This window comes from Kribbella voronezhensis, assembly GCF_004365175.1.
Lineage (GTDB): Bacteria > Actinomycetota > Actinomycetes > Propionibacteriales > Kribbellaceae > Kribbella > Kribbella voronezhensis.
This window is the reverse complement of record NZ_SOCE01000001.1, coordinates 3146361-3163043: the sequence shown is the minus strand read 5'-3', so window position 1 is coordinate 3163043 and position 16683 is coordinate 3146361. Positions and strand designations below refer to the sequence as shown.

The window sequence follows — 16683 nt, the reverse complement described above, 5'->3', positions numbered from 1 at the left end:
ATGCGTTGTTTTGTTGGGGATTTGGGGGCCAGGGCGGGGCAGATGAAGACGGCGGTCGCGGGAGGGGGTGGACCTCCGGCGGCCGCCGTCTGTTCAGCCTGGGATCAGTTGCGGGTGATGGTGAAGGTTGTTGTGGTGTTGCGGATGTCTACCGCGTTGTTGGTGAGGGTGAGGTTGTTGAAGGTGGCGGTGCCCGCGGCGGGGCCCTGGTTGGGTTCGGGGAGTTCGTTGGCCCAGATGCCGAAGCCGGACTTGGCGTCGAAGGCGTCGCCGCTCTTGCGGGCGCCGGAGATGGTGATGTTGGTGAGGACGGTGTCGGCGATCGGGAACTGCGGTTGGCCGCCGACGTAGTTGGTCTGGAACATGATCCCGGAGTACGTCGGGTCGACGATGTCCACGTCGGACACCCGGATGCCCTGGAAGATCTTCGAGGCCGAGAAGATCCAGATCCCCGGGAAGGTCTGGTTGCCCCAGAAGTGGCCGCCGGCGCGGACCACCGAGACGTTCTGGAAGACCGTGGGTGGGGTGGCGCCGAAGCCGTTCATCGGGATGCCGAAGTCGAGCGAGCTGATCGTGATCCCGGAGTACACCAGCATGTCCGCGACATAGAGGTTGCGGAAGATGTTGTTGGTGCCGCCGTAGACCGCGAAGCCGGCCGCCCGCCAGGTCAGGGTCGCGGAGAGGTTCTCGAAGACGTTGTCGCGGACCTCGCCGCCGCCGTTGTCGACGGCGTTGAAGAGCGCGAACGAGTCGTCCCCGGTGGACCGGGCGTCGTTGTTGCTGACGGTGTTGCCGGCCGACCCGTTCGTCATGTTGATGCCGTCGGCAAAGGTGTCCCGGATCCGCGAGTTCCTGATCGTGGAGTTGTCGGTGTTCGCGCCCCAGTACATGCAGATCATGTGCTCGACCCAGATGTTGTCGATCGTCATGTTCGACGTACCGGCGAAGTTGAACACCTTGCCGGGCCCGTCGATCCGCGAGGTGTAGTTGCCGAAATACGCGAATCCGCTGAACGTCGACCCGTTGGCGCTCGACTGCGAGTCGAACCCGACATCGCTGTTCTCCTGCGCCGACGGCGCGTGGAACTTGGTGTACCAAGGTCCGGCCCCGACCACCTTGATCGGCTTGCCGTAGACGTTGAACTTGCCCGACGTCTGGTAGTCGCCGGCCGGCAGGTAGACACCGGTCAGCGTGCTGTCCTGGCGGACCTTGTCGAGCGCGTTCTGCACGTCCTGCTGGGAGAACCCGGCCGGTACGGCGTATCCGGCGCCCGGGTTGGCGATCGGGGCGACCTGCTCGGTGTCGACGAAGTCGATCGCGTAGTTGGTCGTGTTCGCCGGGTCCTTCTGCAGCTTGATCTTCGTACCGGCGGGGAACGAGGAGTCGAGCATGATGCTCGCCTCGTCGTAGATGTGCCGCGGTCCGCCCGCGCCCGGCGAGTTGCCCGGGCCCGACTCGGCGCCGTACAGCCAGCTGTACTTCGAGGTCAGCGGCAACGCCTTGTGGAAGGTGCCGTTGACGTACACGTTGATGGTGGAGTCGATCCCGCCGCCGCCGGACGAGTCCGGGATGGAGAACCGGGTGACGAGCGTGTTCGTGCTCGCCCGGGTGGTGAACTCGACGAACGATCCGTTCGAGTTCAGCGTGACCGCCTTCCGGCCGGACGCTTCGCCGGCCAGGTCGCCGATGGTCCGGTTCGGGCCGATCACGGTCGCGCCGCCGCCGACGGACGCGTCCTCGGCTTCGAGGTGGTCGTACGGCATGTTCGCGCCGCGGCCGACGAACAACGGCTTCTCGCTGGTGTTGTTGGTGCGCTTCACCGGCAGTTCGTTCGCGTCGTCCGCGAGCACGACCCGGACGGAGTACCGGCCGTTCGCAGCCGTCCAGGTGCCGAGGTTGACCGCGGGAGCGGTGGCGCCTGCGGCAATCGCACCGGAGTACGAGCCGGTCAGAGTCTTTACTGCGGTGCTGCCGCTCAGCACGGTGAGCGTGATCCCGTGCGCCCCGGACGCCGAGGCGATGCTGCCCTGGTTCTTGAGGGCGACCGAGAACGTCACGGTGTTGCCGGCCGCCGGGTTGCCCGGGCTCCAGCTCACCGATGATGCGATCAGGTCCGAGCTCGCGACCTGGGTGACGACGAGCGGCGATGCGCTGTTGGCCGTGTTGTTGGAGTCGTTCTGCTCGATGACCGAGTTGGCCTCGTCGACCTTCGCGCTGACCGGGTAGCTGCCCGCATCGCGGGAGCCGATCGATGCGGTGACTGTCGTCGAAGCTCCGGCGGCCAGCGTCGGAACGGCAGCCGTGCCGACCTTGGTGGTGCCCAGGTAGAAGTTCACGTCGGAGGCCGGCGAAGCGGCGTTGCCGGAGTTGTTCACCGTCGCGCGCAGCGTGATGCTGTCGGTCTCGACGGGGGCGGTCGGCGTCCAGGAGACACCGGAGACGGTCAGATCCGGGTTCGGGGCGGGGACGCCCATCACCTGGAGCTCGGCGACCTGGCCGGCGGGGGCACCGGTGTTGGCGGTGAAGTTCAGCCGTACGTCGGCCACTCGCGCGCTGACCGGGATGGTGACGGTGTTGCCGGTCGACGGGCTGAAGTTGTACGACGCGGAGCCGACGATCGTCGTGAACGTGGTCGCGCTCTGCTCCCGGCCGAGGATCGAGAACGTCTGGGTGCGGTTACCCCAGGCCGAGTCCGGGTTCAGCCGGATCACGATCGAGCTGAGGTCCGCGTTGGCGCCGAGCTGGGTGGTCAGCGTGGCCGGGTTGGCATTGCCTTCCCAGTAGGTCTGCACGTTGTCGTCGTTCGCGTTGGTGGCGACGAAGGTGAAGACCGAGCCGGACGCGGTGATCGGCTTGCCCAGCGCGAGGTTCGTGCCGGGGCCGCCGCTGCCGGGCCGGGTGACCGTGCTGCTGTTCGGCGATTGGTTGCCTGCGGCATCTTTCGCGCGGACGAAGTAGCTGACCGCGGTACTGGCCGGCTGGGTGTCGGTGTAGGTCAGCACGTTGCCGGCCACGGTGGTCCGGAGCGCGCCGTTCGCATACACGTCGTACCCGGTGACGCCCACGTTGTCCGTCGAGGCGGTCCAGGTGAGCTTGATCTGGCCGGCGGCGGGTTCGGTGAAGGCCAGGTTGCCCGGGGCGGTGGGAGCCTGGGTGTCACCGGTCGCGGGACCGTAGACCTCGAGTTCGGACAACTGGCCCGCGGGCCAGCCGGTGTTGGCGGTGATCAGGATCCGGATGTACCGCGCGGTGGAGGCGCCGTAGTCGATCGTCGCGGTGTTGTTCGGGGTGTTGAACGCCCGCGACGCGGAGGCGGACAGGTCGTTGAAGTTCTGCCCGTCGGTGCTGCCCTGGACGGCCAGGGTCTGGTTGCGCGAGCCCCAGCCCGAGGTGGGGAGCTTCAGCACGACCTGGTTGGTGCTCACCGCGGAGCCGAGGTCGACCTGGACCCACTGCGGGAAGGCGTTGTTGGCGCTCTCCCAGTAGCTGCCCTGGTTGCCGTCGGTGACGTTGCCGGCGGTGTAGTTCTGGGTGCTGCTGCTGGCCGAGGCAGCCTTGCCCGCGGCGAGGTTGGGCCCGGCCGGCACGGCGGCCGAGGCGGTGGCTCCGGGCGAGAGCCCCGCCGCGGAGATCATCGGGCCGGCCGACAGCGCCAGGCTGCCGGCGAGCAACGCGGCCAGCAGCCGCCACTTCTGGGGTTTGGTTCTCATGGCATCCGGGCCTCTCCTGGTGGGCGGGTGGTGAGGAGATCCAGCTGCCAAGAAATTGCATCGTTGCTCTGAAAGTTTCTTAGAGTTTGTCAACTTCTTGCGCAGCGCTGGCTCATTGTTACGGCAGCACTACGAAGGCGTCAACGGTTCAGCGGGAGGTGTCTGAGCTGAACCAGCGCGTCGGACGGAAAGTGAAGAAGGTGACGATGTTCTCCGGGTCGCCGAGCTCGGTCTGGACATACCCCTGCGCGTGCTCCTCCGGCATGTACCGCCGGGCGATGGTGAGCATCTGCTCCGGCGTCGGTTTGCCGACCGAGACCAGCTCGGCCTCGACGGTCACGTACGCCGGTGGCATCTCCTCGCGCTGCACCACGAGCGTCACCACGCCGGCGGCCTTGATCAGGTCGATCCGCTTCGGTGCCCGGCGCTGCGTGCCGGTGAACATCGTGATCTCGCCGCCCGGCTCGTAGGCGTAGAACGTCGGCACGCTCGTCGGCGGCCGCCCCGGCGCGCCCGCCACACTCAGGACGCCCACATGGGGGGCGGCCAGGAACTCTTCGCGCTCTTGCTCAGTCATCTTTGCCATGCACTGAGCTTCACAAAAACAAGCATGATCTGTCAAGTGGAGTATGCTTACGGCCATGACGACGAAGACCTACGGCCAGTACTGCGGGGTCGCCCGCGCCCTCGAACTCGTCGGGGAGCGCTGGGCGCTGCTGATCATCCGCGACCTACTGGTCGGCCCCAAGCGCTACACCGACCTGCGCGCGGGCCTGCCGAAGATCCCGACGAACGTCCTGGCCACCCGGCTGAAGGAGTTCGAGCAGGCCGGTCTGGTCGAACGCCGGGTCCAGGCCCGTCCCTCGGGCGCGATCGTCTACGAGCTCACGCCGTACGGCGCGGACCTCGAGCCGGTCGTCCTCGCTCTGGGCGCGTGGGGCGCCCGTTCGCTGGGCGAACTGAGGCCGGACGAGATCGTCACCCCGGACATCTTGGTGATGGCGCTGCGCAGTACTTTCCAGCCCGGCAAGCAGAAGGCGAAGTACGAACTGCGGTTCGGTGAGATCGTCGTGCACGCGATCGTCGACCGGGACGACCTGACCGTCGAGATCGGACCGCTCGACGGCGCGACGGTGGTGGAGGCGTTCGGCCCGATCGGCCCGCTGCTCACCGGCGCGATCGACGGCGCCGAGGCCTTGAAGACGGGTCTGCTGAAGACGAGCGGAACGGCCGCGGACCTCGACCGTTTCGCCCACTTCTTCCGCATCGGCCCGGCACCGGCCTGAACGAACGACGCCCGAAGAACCGGGCTGGTTCTTCGGGCGTCGGGCGGAGCTGCTCAGTGCTTGGCGGCGCCTTCTGCGCCGGCGCCGGTGAGGGCGCGGACGGAGAGTTCGTTGTAGCGGAGCTCGCTGGACCTGTCGCGACCGGCGAAGGTGCCGATCACGCCGAAGATGAAGCCGAGCGGGATCGAGATGATGCCCGGGTTCGACAGCGGGAACCAGGCGAAGTCGGAGCCGGTGATCATCGACGTCGGCTTGCCCGACACGACCGGCGAGAAGACCACCAGTACTACGGCGGAGACGAGTCCGCCGTAGATGCTCCAGACCGCGCCGGAGGTGTTGAACCTCTTCCAGAACAGGTTGAACAGCAACGCCGGCAGGTTCGCCGATGCCGCCACCGCGAAGGCCAGTGCGACCAGGAACGCGATGTTCAGCTTCTGCGCCGGGATCGCCAGCCCGATCGCGACCGCGCCGATCCCGATCGCCGCGAAGCGGGCCACCCGGATCTCGTCCCGCTCGGTGACCTTGCCCTTGGCAATCACATTCACGTACAGGTCGTGGGCGAACGACGACGCCGAGGTCAGCGTCAGCCCGGCGACCACCGCGAGAATGGTGGCGAAGGCAACGGCCGCGATCAGCGCGAGCAGGATCGCGCCGCCGACCGAGCCCGATCCGCCACCGACGACCTCGGCCAGCAGGACCGAAGCGGTGTTGCCCTTCGAGGCGGCCACCGCGCTGCCCTTACCGGTGTCGAGCAAGGCCGCGGCCCCGAAGCCGAGTGCCAGCGTCATCAGGTAGAACGCACCGATCAGGCCGATCGCCCACTGCACGGAACGCCGGGCCGACCGGGAGTCCGGCACGGTGTAGAAGCGGATCAGGATGTGCGGCAGACCCGCCGTACCGAGGACCAGTGCCAGGCCCAGCGACAGGAAGTCGATCTGGCCGGTGAGGTCCTTGCCGTACAGCAGACCCGGTTGCAGGAACGCCTCGCCCTTGCCCGAGTGAGCCGCGGCCGCACCGAGCAGCTTGGACGGGTTGAAGTCGAACTTCAGCAACACCAGGAACGTGATCAGCACGGTGCCGGTCATCAGCAGCACGGCCTTCACGATCTGCACCCAGGTGGTGCCCTTCATGCCGCCGATCGTCACGTAGACGATCATCAGCGCGCCGACCAGCACGATCACGCCGGCCTTCAGGCCTTCGCTCTTGACGCCGAGGAGCAGGCCGACCAGGGAGCCCGCGCCGACCATCTGGGCCAGCAGGTAGAAGATCGACACGACGATCGTCGAGGTGGACGCGGCAGTTCGGACCGGCCGCTGCTTCATCCGGAAGGCCAGTTGGTCGGCCATCGTGAACCGGCCGGAGTTGCGCAGGAGTTCGGCGACCAGCAGCAGGGCCACCAGCCACGCCACCAGGAAGCCGATCGAGTAGAGGAAGCCGTCGTACCCGTAGAGCGCGATCTGGCCGGAGATGCCCAGGAACGAGGCCGCCGACATGTAGTCGCCGGCCACGGCCAGGCCGTTCTGCGCACCGCTGAACGAGCGGCCGCCGGCGTAGTAGTCGGCCGTGGTCTTGTTCTGACGTGACGCCCACCAGGTGATGTACAGCGTCACGGCGACGACCGCGGTGAACAGCGAGATGGTCAGCGCCTGGTTTCCAGGCTTCGAGTCCGCGAGGGGGAGCAGCAATGCGTTCACCGGCGGCGCTCCCTCTTGTACTTGGCGTTCAGCCCGCTGGCCAGCGGGTCGAGCTTGCGGTTCGCGAACCGCCCGTAGACGGCGGCGATCACGAAGGTCGACACGAACTGCAACAGGCCGAAGATCAGCGCCACGTTGACGTGCCCGATCACCTTGTGACTCATGAAGTCACGAGCCCAGTTGTTGCAGGCCACATAGGCGAGATACCAGGCCATGAACGCGATCGTCCACGGCACGACGAAGTTCTTGTACCGGCGCTTCAGTTCGGTGAAGTCCGCCGCCTCGTGCACCGCCTCATAAGCTCGAGCTTGCCGCTGGAGCCCCGTTTCCTCTTCCATCTGCACCCCTCCGTAGGGAACGCGATCAGGTGCACGTTAGCGGTTGGTTGCGCTTTTGTGACCGAATGCGACGGCAACAATTCGGGCGCAAAAAAACGACAGCCCGGATCAGAGCGGGGGAGCCAGCGGCGCGTCGAGGGTTCGCTGGTAGTTGGCCAGATCGCTCGGGCGGGTCCGGTAGCAGCTCGTCAGGTACGGCATCCGCAGCGGTTCGGGCGGCCGCGCGGTGCTGTCGTAGATCGCGTCGACCTGCTCGAGCACGGATTCGCGCCGCGACTCGGTCAGTACGGCGACCCGCGAATGCGACTCTGCCAGTTGCCGCAGGCCCGTACGGTCCAGATCGTGCCAGTGCCGGAACCGGGCCGTCTCCACCCCCGCGAACAGGTCGGACTGGAGCAGGATCGGCATCGGATCGAACGCGTCGCCGCCGGCCAGGTGGTCCTCGCCGACCATGGCCCGGTGCATCCGCCGTACCCAGGGGACGACCGTGTCGTAGTTGTTCCAGAGCAGACCCAGTACGCCGTGCGGCCGCAGTACCCGGGCGATCTCGGGCAGCGCGCGGGCGTGCTCGAACCAGTGGAAGGCCTGGCCGACGATGACCGCGTCCACCGAGGCGTGCGCCAGCGGGATGTTCTCGGCCGCGCCGACCATCGTGTCGACGCCGGGCACCCGGCGGCAGACCGAGAGCATCTCCTCGGACGGATCGACCGCCACCACGTCGTGGCCGAGCGCGGCGGCGACCGCGGCCAGCTTGCCGGTGCCCGCCCCGAGATCGAGGATCTGGAGCCGGCCGGGACCGAGGATCCAGGTCAGCGCGTCGGCAGGGAACGTCGGCCGGCCCGCGTCGTACGCGGCCGCGACGGCACCGAACGAGTGCGCGCGAGCTGAATCATCGCCTGTCATCACCCTGAATCATGCCGTAGGCACGCCCCGGAGCGCGGTTACTCGCCGAGCTTCTTCTGTTCGATGTGCTCGTTGAGCGCGTGCAGCTCGGGATGCTTGTCCATGATCGCGACCAGATCGTGCACATTCAGCTCGGCCGCCCCGAAGTCCTCGATCAGCGTCGCGAGCAGCAACCGGTCGTCCTCGGTGTCCAGCGTCAGCCGGTACTGCGAACCGCTCTCGGTCCACGGCATGTTCACCAGCCGCATGTCGCCGGTGCGGTTCTGGTGCAGGTACGACGTGACGTGCTCGCGGTCGGCCGGCAGCGTCGCCTCGGCGTCGGCCTTGAGCAGCCGGGGACCGGAGAAGACCTCGTAGTCCATCCCGCGCGGGTAGGTGCGCTCCAGGCAGTTCGACACGTAGAGGTTCTCGGCGGCCTCGGCGCGGAACCGGTCCACGCCCGCGACGACGACCTCGGGGTCGATCAGCGGGCAGTCGGAGGTGACCCGGACGACGCCCTCCAGCTCGTGCTCACGGATCGCGCCGGCGAACCGGCTCAGCACGTCCAGCTCACTGCCCCGGAACACCGGTACGCCGGCCTTCGCCGCGATCTCCACGATCTGCTCGTCGGCCTCGTTCGTCGTGGTGGCCACGATGACCGGCAGCCCGGTCGCCTGCAGGTGGTCGAGGTGGTGTTCGAGATAAGTGCGCCCGCCGGCGGTGAGCAGCACCTTGGCCGGCAGCCGCGTACTGGTGGCCCGGGCCTGGGTGATGATGCCGATCTTCATGAGGCAACCTTTGCAGTATTCCAGCGGAACATCTCGCGAATCTCTTCCGGCCGGGCAATGTGGTCGACGCCCAACTCGACGTCGGTGAAGGCCTTCGCCACCTCGAGCGGGACGTAGGCCTGGTTCATCTCCGGCCACAGCCGCCGGATCCGGGCCTGGCCGCCGAAGGACGGGTGCTCGTTCTCCAGCAGCATCGGGTCGCCGTACACGCCCGGCTGGAGACCGAGCGACGCGCCGTACAGGACGGCGGAGCTGAGCCGGTTGGAGGCGACCCTGGTGTGCTTGCGGACCTCGCGGAGCTGCTTGAGCAGGAAGTCCTCGTCGGTCTTGCGCCAGTGCAGGCCGCGGTACCCGTGCGTGATCACCCGGAAGCCGGCGTCTTCGTAGACCTGCCGGATGGCCGGGTTCTCGAACTCGTTCCAGTACAGGCAGACCGTGATCGGGCCGGTCTCGTGCTCGTTGATCGAGGCAACGATCCGGCCGTGGTCGCCGAGCACGTTCTGCCCTTCCCAGCCGTGGAAGGGGTAGAAGATGGTGCCGGCCGCATCGGGTGCGGGTTTGGCCAGCTCGGGGTGCAGCTCGAGCAGGTACAGCCAGGTCGCGCCGATCACGTCGTAGTTGCGCAGGCCCATCGACCAGCCGCGGCGGCGGACGGTGTCCGACCAGACGAACTTCGGCATCCCGTCGACGAAAGCGGTGTTGTACGCGAAACCGTCCAGGATGTTCCAGCCGTGCTGCAGGTAACCCCAGATGCGCGGAGCTTCGCCGCCACCCAGCCCGGCGTACCGGGCCATGATGTGCGCGTGGCCGTAGAAGTGGTTCGCGTGGTGCATCAGCGACCTGTCGTCCGGCGTACGCGCTTCACCACGACGCGGGCGGGATTCAGCACGGCCTGACCGATCCGGTACGGGCGCGACCGGCGGATCCCGTCGAGCTGGCTCTCGAACCACGAGGCTTGCGCGCTCGCGTCGGCCAGTTCCTGGGTCAGCCGGGCGATCGTGGCGAGCTGCTCGGCATGGCCGGCCGGCGCGACCGGCTCATTGCCATCAGCAACAGTCGCCCAAAGCTCTTCGGTGACAGTGATTCCGGCCATCGCGGCGAGCCGCGCGGTGAGATCGCGGGGGCTCCCGGCCCACGGCTCCCGCGAAGCTGCTTCGAGCGACCGGCGGACGAAGCGGGCCAGCTGCCCGACCACGAGCGCGTCGCCCTGGCCGGCAATATCGTTGCTATCGGCAAACACCTTGTACGCCGCACCGTCGACCAGGACGTTGTCAGGAGAAGCAGCCGCGGCTGCCTCGGCGTCGAGCGACCGCAACCACGCCGCATAACCCGGCACCGTACGGCGGAGTGCCGCGTGGTCGTCGATCCTCAGCGCGGCCAGAAGCTCCTCTTCCAGCAGCACGCCCGAACCCTGCAGCACCTCCCCGAGTACACCGGGAAGGTCGGCGCTCCCGAGGGCGAAGTACCAGCCGGCAGCCACCTCGGCGCCGAGCCCGGCGGCGAAAGCGTCCTGGACCACGCGATACGGGTCCATCAGCGTCGGACCGGCAAAGCGCTCCGCGACGGACCGGGCGGCCACCGCGCCTGCCAATGCATCGCCGGCGTCAACCAGCGCCACCTTGGCGTCCACCAGCGACGGATAGACCGCGTACGCCGTGGCTGTGCCGCCCAGAGCGGCCTGGACGGCCTTCAGGCCGGCGGGAGCCTCCACGCTGCCGCGGAGGTCCCGGGGCCAGGCCTCGTCGCGCGGCACGGTGGTCGTCACGCCGGGCAGCACCAGGCGCTCGATGCCGAAGGGGTTCGCCGCAGCAATCAGCAGGCGTCCCTGCGGAGCCAGCCGCGCCTTCAAAGCCGCGAGCGCGTCGGCCCAGGTCAAGGCGATGGTGTCCGGACCCACCAGCCGCGGCAGCCCGTCGAGGGCCACCACCACGTCGTACGCCGGTTCGCCGTGCTCGGGAGCGAAGTGGTCGAGCGAGCCGCAGAACACCCGCACCGGGTGCCCCTCGAGTTGGTCGGCGATCTCCTCGGCATCGGGCGCGGACCGGACCAGGACGTCGAGCTTCGGCACCCGTTCGGCGATCAGAGCCAGCACCTCGAGCGAGTGCGGGCCGGCGACCAGGACGGTGTCCTCCGGGCGCAGGACCGCATCGAGCAGCGCGGAGGGAACCGGTCCGCCGGTGGCCGGTTCGCCGTCCTCGGGGTGCAGATCGGACCAGTTCAGCATCTCCCCGGCGATCATCACCGACCGAGCCAGCGGCTCGCCACCGGAGTCTTGCGAGGACCGATCAGGTGTCACAGTGGTCAATTCTCTGACTTTCCACAGCTGAGATTGTTAGGAGACCAGCTTCGTGAGCGTCTCGATGACGCGGTCGACGTCGGCGTCGGTCAGGTCCGGGAACATCGGCAGCGAGATCTCCTCGCGGTAGAACTGCTCCGCGTTCGGGCACAGGCCGCGCTGGTAGCCCGCGTTCGCGAAGACCGGCTGCCAGTGAACCGGGATGTAGTTCACCTGGACGAGGATGCCCGCGGCCCGGAGGCCTTCGAAGACTTCGCGCCGACGGCCGCCGAGCACGCGCACCGGGTAGAGGTGCCAGGCCGGGTCGACATCCTCACGCTGGGTCGGCGTGCGCAGACCGTCCACGCCGGCGAGCGCCTCGTTGTAGCGCGCCGTGATCTCGGTACGGCGCTTCTTGAAGGCGTCCAACCGCTTGAGCTGGGACAGGCCGAGCGCCGAGGCGATGTCGGTCAGCCGGTAGTTCAGGCCGTGCTCGTGGACCTCGTAGTACCACGCGCCCTCGTCGGTGACCTCGAACCGCTCGGTGTCGCGGACCACGCCGATGTGGTGGAACTCGTGCACCCGCTGAGCGACCGCCGGGTCCTTGGCGACGACCGCGCCGCCCTCGCCGGTGGTCAGGTTCTTGGTCGGGAAGAACGACAGCGTGGTCACATCGGCCAGGTCGCCGACCGGCCGGCCGCGGTAGAACCCGCCGACCGAGTGGGCGGCGTCGTCCAGCGTCTTGGCGCCGACCCGGTCCGCGATCGGCTGCAGCGCGTCGTAGTCGGCGGGGTGACCCGCGTAGTCGACAGCCGCGATCACCTTGGTGCGGTCGGTGACGACCGCCTCGACGGCCGCCGGGTCGATCAGAGCCGTGTCGTCCTCGATGTCCGCGAAGACGATCTTGGCGCCGAGGATCGCGGCGCAGGACGCGGTGGCGACGAACGTCATCGGCGTCGTGACGACCTCGTCACCAGGGCCGACGCCGAGTCCGGCGTACGCCATGTGCAGCGCGGCGGTGCCCGAGGTACAGCTGATGGCTCGGTGTCCACCACTCAGCTCGGAGATCGCGTTCTCGAACGCGGTCACCGCCGGGCCGGTGGTCAGCCAGTCGCCACGCAGGATCGCGGCGACCGCTTCGATGTCTTCTTCGGAGATCGACTGGCGTCCGTACGGCAGCATCGGCTCAGACGTCACTCTCGAGGATCTTGGTGATCTCCTCGATGGAGTACCACTGGTCGTTGTTGTCCGACGTGTAGTGGAACCCGTCGGCCACCGGTACGCCGTTCGCCGGCGGCGTGTAGCCCCAGGTCGCGAGATCCGGCTGCAGCACGTAGCGGTCGCCGATGGCCAGCGCGCGACGGCCTTCCTCCGGGCTGATCATCTCCTCGTGCAGCTTCTCGCCCGGGCGAAGACCCATGTCGTGCATCTTGGCGCCCGGCGCGATCGCCTGGGCCAGGTCGGTGATCTTCATCGACGGGATCCGCGGCACGTACAGCTCGCCGCCCATCATCTGCTCGAACGAGTCGACCACGAACTGGACCGCCTCGGGCAGCGTGATCAGGAACCGGGTGCAGCGCAGGTCGGTGATCGGCAGCGACTGGCCGGCCTCGTGCAGCGCGCGGAACTTCGGGATGATCGAGCCGCGCGAGCCCATCACGTTGCCGTAGCGGACCACGCAGAAGCGGGTGTCGTACGCCGCGGCGTAGTGGTTGCCGGTGATGAACAGCTTGTCGGCGGTCAGCTTGGTCGCGCCGTACAGGTTGATCGGGCTGGACGCCTTGTCGGTGGACAGCGCGACGACCTTCTTCACGCCCGAGTCGATGCTGGCCTCGATCACGTTCTGCGAGCCGACGATGTTCGTCTGGACGAACTCCCACGGGTTGTACTCCGCGGTGTCGACCTGCTTGAGCGCGGCGGCGTGCACGACGTAGTCGACCTTGTGCATCGCGCGGTTCAGCCGCTGCCGGTCGCGGATGTCGCCGATGAAGAACCGCAGCCGGGGGTCGTCGCCGAACAGCTGGCGGACCTCCCACTGCTTCAGCTCGTCGCGGCTGAAGATGATGATCCGGCGCGGGTCCAGGTTGTCCAGTGCGTAGCGGATGAACGCCTTGCCGAAGGAGCCGGTGCCTCCGGTGACGAGGATGTCGGAGCCGGTGAGGATGGACACGTCGAGTAGGACCCTTCTGAGGGGACAGTTCCGGACAGCGCACGGAGCGCAACTCCGTACGATAGCGGGCCACTCCACCGAACCCTCAATCCCGGACCCGAACAGCAGCCTGCCCGGGGATAGACGACCCCCGGACGCGGTTGGTTCGGACCCGGCCGGCGGCCACGCAGAGTCACCGGCCGCACCGACGGTGGCGATGGCGGTGGCCTGGGGTGGAGCGGCTACGGTCTGGGGGTGACTTTGCGGATCGGGATCAGGTGTGATGTGGGGCCTCTGCGAGGGGTCGGGCATGTGATGCGGAGTCTGGCGCTGGCCGAGGAGTTGAAGGGGCGCGGGGCCGAGGTGGTGTTCGTCTGCGACAGCCACACGGTGCCGTGGGCGAACGACCAGATCCTGGCCCGGGACATTCCGGTCGAGCCGGCCGTCTGGACGCCGGACGAACATGTCGAGCTGTTCGGCCGGCTCGGGCTGGACGCGGTGGTGTTCGACTCCTACGACCTGGGCGGTGACGTGTTCACCGCGGTCCGGGCGACCGGCTTACCGACGGTGGCGATCGTCGACGGGGACCTGCGGGGTGCCGAGGCCGACGTGTTCGTCGACCAGAACCTCGGCTCCGAGCTGGACGAGCCGGAGCTGCCCAAGGGCGCGATCAGGCTGGCCGGGCTCGACTACGTGCTGCTGCGCGACGAGGTGCTCTCGCTCCGGCCCGCAGCACCACCTGTACCGCGAGCGGACGGCGTACCGAGGGTGTTCGCGTTCTTCGGTGGCACGGACGCCTTCGGTGCCGGTCCGCACGTCGTGGCAGCGCTCGCGGCGACTGGCGTGCCGTTCGAGGCGACCGTGGTGGCGCCGGGCGAGGATCTGGCCGACGCGATCAACGCAGTCGAGCTCGGCGCTGACCAGCACGTCGAGGTGATCGGCCCGACCTCGCAGCTCGCCAAGGCCGTCGTGGCTTCGGACCTGGCGGTCAGCGCCTCCGGTACGTCGACCTGGGAGCTGCTGTGTCTCGGCGCGACCGCCGGCCTCGTCTGCGTGGTGGACAACCAGGTGATGGGTTACGAGCGAGCCGTCGCCACCGGCGCGGCCGTCGGCATCGGAGTGCTCTCCGACCTCAAGGTCGACCCGACCTCAGCTGCCGCAGTACTACGTAAGCTCCTCACCGATCCGGTCGAGCGCGCCCGCGTCGCCGCCGCCGGCTGGAAACTCGTCGACGGCCAGGGTCGGGTCCGCGTCGCCGACGCCCTCCTTCACCTGATCTCGTAGATCGTCGCGTCCAGGGTCGCCTGCCGCAGCCGCACGTACTGCTTGAGGTTCGGCGACACCTGGCCGGCCCGGTTGTCGGCGTACAGCCAGCGCACCCCGCGACGCCGCAGCCTCTCGATCAGGGCCGGTGAGGGCGCGGTGAAGACCGCATCGTTAATGGCCAGCAGTTCGCGGTTCCAGTACGGGACCAGGTTGGTGTTGACGCTGGTTGTCACCGACAGCCGGTTGACGCGGTTGGTGTAGCCCCAGCCTTCGACCAGCAGTTGGCGTTCGGACAACGCGGCGATCCAGAAATGGCGGCTGTCGCAGCTGTCGCCGTGCGAGACCACGCAGTGAGCGTTCGTCGCGACCAGATCGCCCGTTGGTGTGTTCTTCTGCAGCCAACGGGCAGCGTCGGCCTCCGAGCTCGTCGGGCCGCCCTGGGCGACCTCGCCGTACGCCACGGTGCTTGCGTGCTCCGAGATCAGGCCGGCCAGCGGCAGGAAGGTCGCGCCCACTGTGCAGGCGGCGACCAGACTGGCCAGGAACGCCGTGAGCAGGCTGCCGTTGCGCCTGGCCGTCTTCCAAGCCACAGCAACGATCAGTGCGGCGGCCAGCAACGCCGCGATCATCCAGCTGAACGGGCTTTTCAAGCCACGCTGGTCTACTGAGCCGAACCGGGCCACATCGCAAGCGGCGAGCCCGGCCAAACCTGCCGCAGAGACCAGCAGAGCACCGCGGCGATCCTCGAGCTTGCCGACCAGCCGGGACAGTCCGAGACACGACAGCACGGCCAGGAACGGGAAAGCCGTTCTGTAGAAGGGCGCCTGGCTCACACCGGGCTGGGACGTGAGAGCGGTGGCGAAGACGCCGCCGAGGGCGGCGCCGGCCAGGAAGACCACGCCGCGGTCCCGCCAGAACCATCGCAGGAACACGACCCCGAGGACCGCGATTCCCCAGCCGGCCAACGTCACCGCGGCCGTCAGAAGTTGGGCCGAGCGGTCCACTCCCGAGCCGTGCCGGAGCATCGAGTACGGCGCGAGCTGGGCGAAGATCCCGCCGAGATCGACCTGCAGGCCGGACGACTCGCCACCGAAGACGACGATCACCGATCCGACGAAGATCGCCAGCACGGCCAGCCCGCCGACGACAGCCGTCCGCGTCGGCTTACGCCGCGACAACAGGGCGAAGAACACCAGACCGAAGCCGCATCCGGCCAACGGCAACACGGTCGCCTTGGCGCCCGACGCGGCCAGCGCGACCAGGATCAGCAGCACCCATCGGCTTGCGGGTCCCTGCTTCCGCAGTACGTCGATGGCCAGGACCGCGAGCAGGAGAGCGAGCATCACGCCCAGGTTCTGGGTCGGGCTGAGATAGGCGGAGAGCGCCATCGCGGCGCTACCCAGACCGACGTCGTGCAGTGGCTGCATCGCGCCACCGAGACCGGCGATCAGTACGGCGAGCGGGCCGGCCCAGCGGGCGCCGGTGAGCGGCTCCGCCTTGGGCGGCGTGAGAAACCGCTGGGTGAGGACGAAGACCAGCAGGCAACCGGCCAGCGCGAACGGGACCCAGAGCAGCGCGTAGATCAGTTCGGTCAGCCCGACGCCGGTCGACCACGAGGTCGCGGCGGCGAGTTGATGGAAGAAGGTCTGGTACTTCATCGGCTCGCCCGCGACCCACAGCGGCTTGATCGGTACGTCGAACTTCGCGCTCGCCGCGAGCGCCTGATGGAAGGCCAGATCCTGGTTGCTCCGGCCCGGATCCACGTACGCCGGCGCGTACCGGCCCGGGCCCTTCAGGTAGACGGCGAGCAGCACGACGCCCGTCGACATCGTCAGCAGCCAAGCCGTCAGGGGCGCGAGAGGAGCCTCGACCCGCTGCCAGACCCGGGCACGCGCGTCCCGGTCCAGCAGCCCGACCACGAGCACCACGGGCGCCCAGACCCACGACCACTGCTGGAGACCCACCGACGCGCTCGCGAGATAGACGATCAGCTGCACCGCCGTACCGATCGCGAACCCGGCGGCACAGTCCTCGACCAGATTCCGCCGGTAGGCGCCGATCAGCCTCCAGAGCACGAACCCGGGCAGCATCACTCCGGCCCCGACGTAGGCGGTGAACACCAGCACGTCGAGCACCGGCGCCCGGGCAGCCATCATCCAGACGGCGAGGACCAGCAGTGGAAGGGCGGCGGCCCGACCGGCCGCCGTCCCGTTGCCGATGCTCCTCGGCCCCCGCCGTCTTGCCCTCGAGTGCATGCGCGCAACCTTAACGGTGCTGTGATCTCACTGCGCACTC

The 16683-nt window shown here is 68.3% G+C and carries 13 protein-coding genes; 2 read left to right on the top strand and 11 right to left on the bottom strand.

Annotated elements, in window-relative coordinates:
• Positions 1 to 104: 104 nt before the first annotated feature.
• Positions 105 to 3710 carry a discoidin domain-containing protein gene (locus EV138_RS14370; protein WP_133979452.1) on the bottom strand — a complete coding sequence of 1202 codons (3606 nt, stop codon included), beginning with the start codon at positions 3708 to 3710 and terminating at the stop codon, positions 105 to 107.
• Between the two features lie 148 nt (positions 3711 to 3858).
• On the bottom strand, positions 3859 to 4296 hold the full coding sequence (locus tag EV138_RS14365) for a pyridoxamine 5-phosphate oxidase (protein WP_133979451.1): 438 nt from the start codon (positions 4294 to 4296) through the stop codon (positions 3859 to 3861).
• Between the two features lie 55 nt (positions 4297 to 4351).
• Between EV138_RS14365 and EV138_RS14360 the strand changes: the two genes are divergently transcribed.
• Complete coding sequence (locus tag EV138_RS14360; RefSeq protein WP_133979450.1) at positions 4352 to 4996, top strand: winged helix-turn-helix transcriptional regulator; 645 nt, start codon at positions 4352 to 4354, stop codon at positions 4994 to 4996.
• Positions 4997 to 5049: 53 nt separating this feature from the next.
• Here EV138_RS14360 and EV138_RS14355 read toward each other — a convergent pair whose 3' ends face one another.
• From EV138_RS14355 to pseB, 8 genes are all read right to left on the bottom strand, one after another.
• Positions 5050 to 6690 (bottom strand): monocarboxylic acid transporter, encoded by a 1641-nt coding sequence (locus tag EV138_RS14355; RefSeq protein ID WP_133979449.1) that lies wholly within the window; start codon positions 6688 to 6690, stop codon positions 5050 to 5052.
• Positions 6687 to 7028 carry a DUF485 domain-containing protein gene (locus tag EV138_RS14350; protein WP_133979448.1) on the bottom strand — a complete coding sequence of 114 codons (342 nt, stop codon included), beginning with the start codon at positions 7026 to 7028 and terminating at the stop codon, positions 6687 to 6689. Before EV138_RS14350 ends, EV138_RS14355 begins: the two co-directional genes overlap by 4 nt.
• A gap of 108 nt (positions 7029 to 7136) precedes the next feature.
• Positions 7137 to 7931 carry a class I SAM-dependent methyltransferase gene (locus EV138_RS14345; RefSeq protein WP_133979447.1) on the bottom strand — a complete coding sequence of 265 codons (795 nt, stop codon included), beginning with the start codon at positions 7929 to 7931 and terminating at the stop codon, positions 7137 to 7139.
• Positions 7932 to 7969: 38 nt separating this feature from the next.
• Complete coding sequence (locus EV138_RS14340; RefSeq protein WP_133979446.1) at positions 7970 to 8698, bottom strand: cytidylyltransferase domain-containing protein; 729 nt, start codon at positions 8696 to 8698, stop codon at positions 7970 to 7972.
• Positions 8695 to 9531 carry a hypothetical protein gene (locus tag EV138_RS14335; protein ID WP_133979445.1) on the bottom strand — a complete coding sequence of 279 codons (837 nt, stop codon included), beginning with the start codon at positions 9529 to 9531 and terminating at the stop codon, positions 8695 to 8697. The genes EV138_RS14340 and EV138_RS14335 overlap by 4 nt, the downstream gene beginning before the upstream one ends.
• The gene (locus tag EV138_RS14330) at positions 9531 to 10994 is read right to left on the bottom strand and encodes a hypothetical protein (RefSeq protein ID WP_238158421.1); all 1464 of its coding nucleotides are present in this window, start codon (positions 10992 to 10994) and stop codon (positions 9531 to 9533) included. Before EV138_RS14330 ends, EV138_RS14335 begins: the two co-directional genes overlap by 1 nt.
• Before the next feature lie 36 nt (positions 10995 to 11030).
• The gene (pseC, locus tag EV138_RS14325; RefSeq protein WP_238158135.1) at positions 11031 to 12170 is read right to left on the bottom strand and encodes a UDP-4-amino-4,6-dideoxy-N-acetyl-beta-L-altrosamine transaminase; all 1140 of its coding nucleotides are present in this window, start codon (positions 12168 to 12170) and stop codon (positions 11031 to 11033) included.
• Entirely contained in the window at positions 12160 to 13143 is a 984-nt protein-coding gene (pseB, locus tag EV138_RS14320; protein WP_112241505.1) for a UDP-N-acetylglucosamine 4,6-dehydratase (inverting), read from the bottom strand. The genes pseC and pseB overlap by 11 nt, the downstream gene beginning before the upstream one ends.
• Before the next feature lie 234 nt (positions 13144 to 13377).
• Between pseB and EV138_RS14315 the strand changes: the two genes are divergently transcribed.
• Positions 13378 to 14406, top strand: a complete 1029-nt coding sequence (locus EV138_RS14315; protein WP_133979444.1) for a PseG/SpsG family protein — start codon at positions 13378 to 13380, stop codon at positions 14404 to 14406.
• Here EV138_RS14315 and EV138_RS14310 read toward each other — a convergent pair.
• The gene (locus tag EV138_RS14310; RefSeq protein ID WP_133979443.1) at positions 14391 to 16643 is read right to left on the bottom strand and encodes a hypothetical protein; all 2253 of its coding nucleotides are present in this window, start codon (positions 16641 to 16643) and stop codon (positions 14391 to 14393) included. The genes EV138_RS14315 and EV138_RS14310 overlap by 16 nt on opposite strands.
• Positions 16644 to 16683: the final 40 nt, after the last annotated feature.

Bases quoted from the DNA above. Each gene is read 5' to 3' on its own strand.
- EV138_RS14345 (WP_133979447.1), bottom strand. From the start codon at position 7,931: ATGACAGGCGATGATTCAGCTCGCGCGCACTCGTTCGGTGCCGTCGCG.
- EV138_RS14350 (WP_133979448.1), bottom strand. From the start codon at position 7,028: ATGGAAGAGGAAACGGGGCTCCAGCGGCAAGCTCGAGCTTATGAGGCG.
- EV138_RS14370 (WP_133979452.1), bottom strand. From the start codon at position 3,710: ATGAGAACCAAACCCCAGAAGTGGCGGCTGCTGGCCGCGTTGCTCGCC.
- EV138_RS14365 (WP_133979451.1), bottom strand. From the start codon at position 4,296: ATGGCAAAGATGACTGAGCAAGAGCGCGAAGAGTTCCTGGCCGCCCCC.
- EV138_RS14340 (WP_133979446.1), bottom strand. From the start codon at position 8,698: ATGAAGATCGGCATCATCACCCAGGCCCGGGCCACCAGTACGCGGCTG.
- EV138_RS14335 (WP_133979445.1), bottom strand. From the start codon at position 9,531: ATGCACCACGCGAACCACTTCTACGGCCACGCGCACATCATGGCCCGG.
- EV138_RS14310 (WP_133979443.1), bottom strand. From the start codon at position 16,643: ATGCACTCGAGGGCAAGACGGCGGGGGCCGAGGAGCATCGGCAACGGG.
- EV138_RS14360 (WP_133979450.1), top strand. From the start codon at position 4,352: ATGACGACGAAGACCTACGGCCAGTACTGCGGGGTCGCCCGCGCCCTC.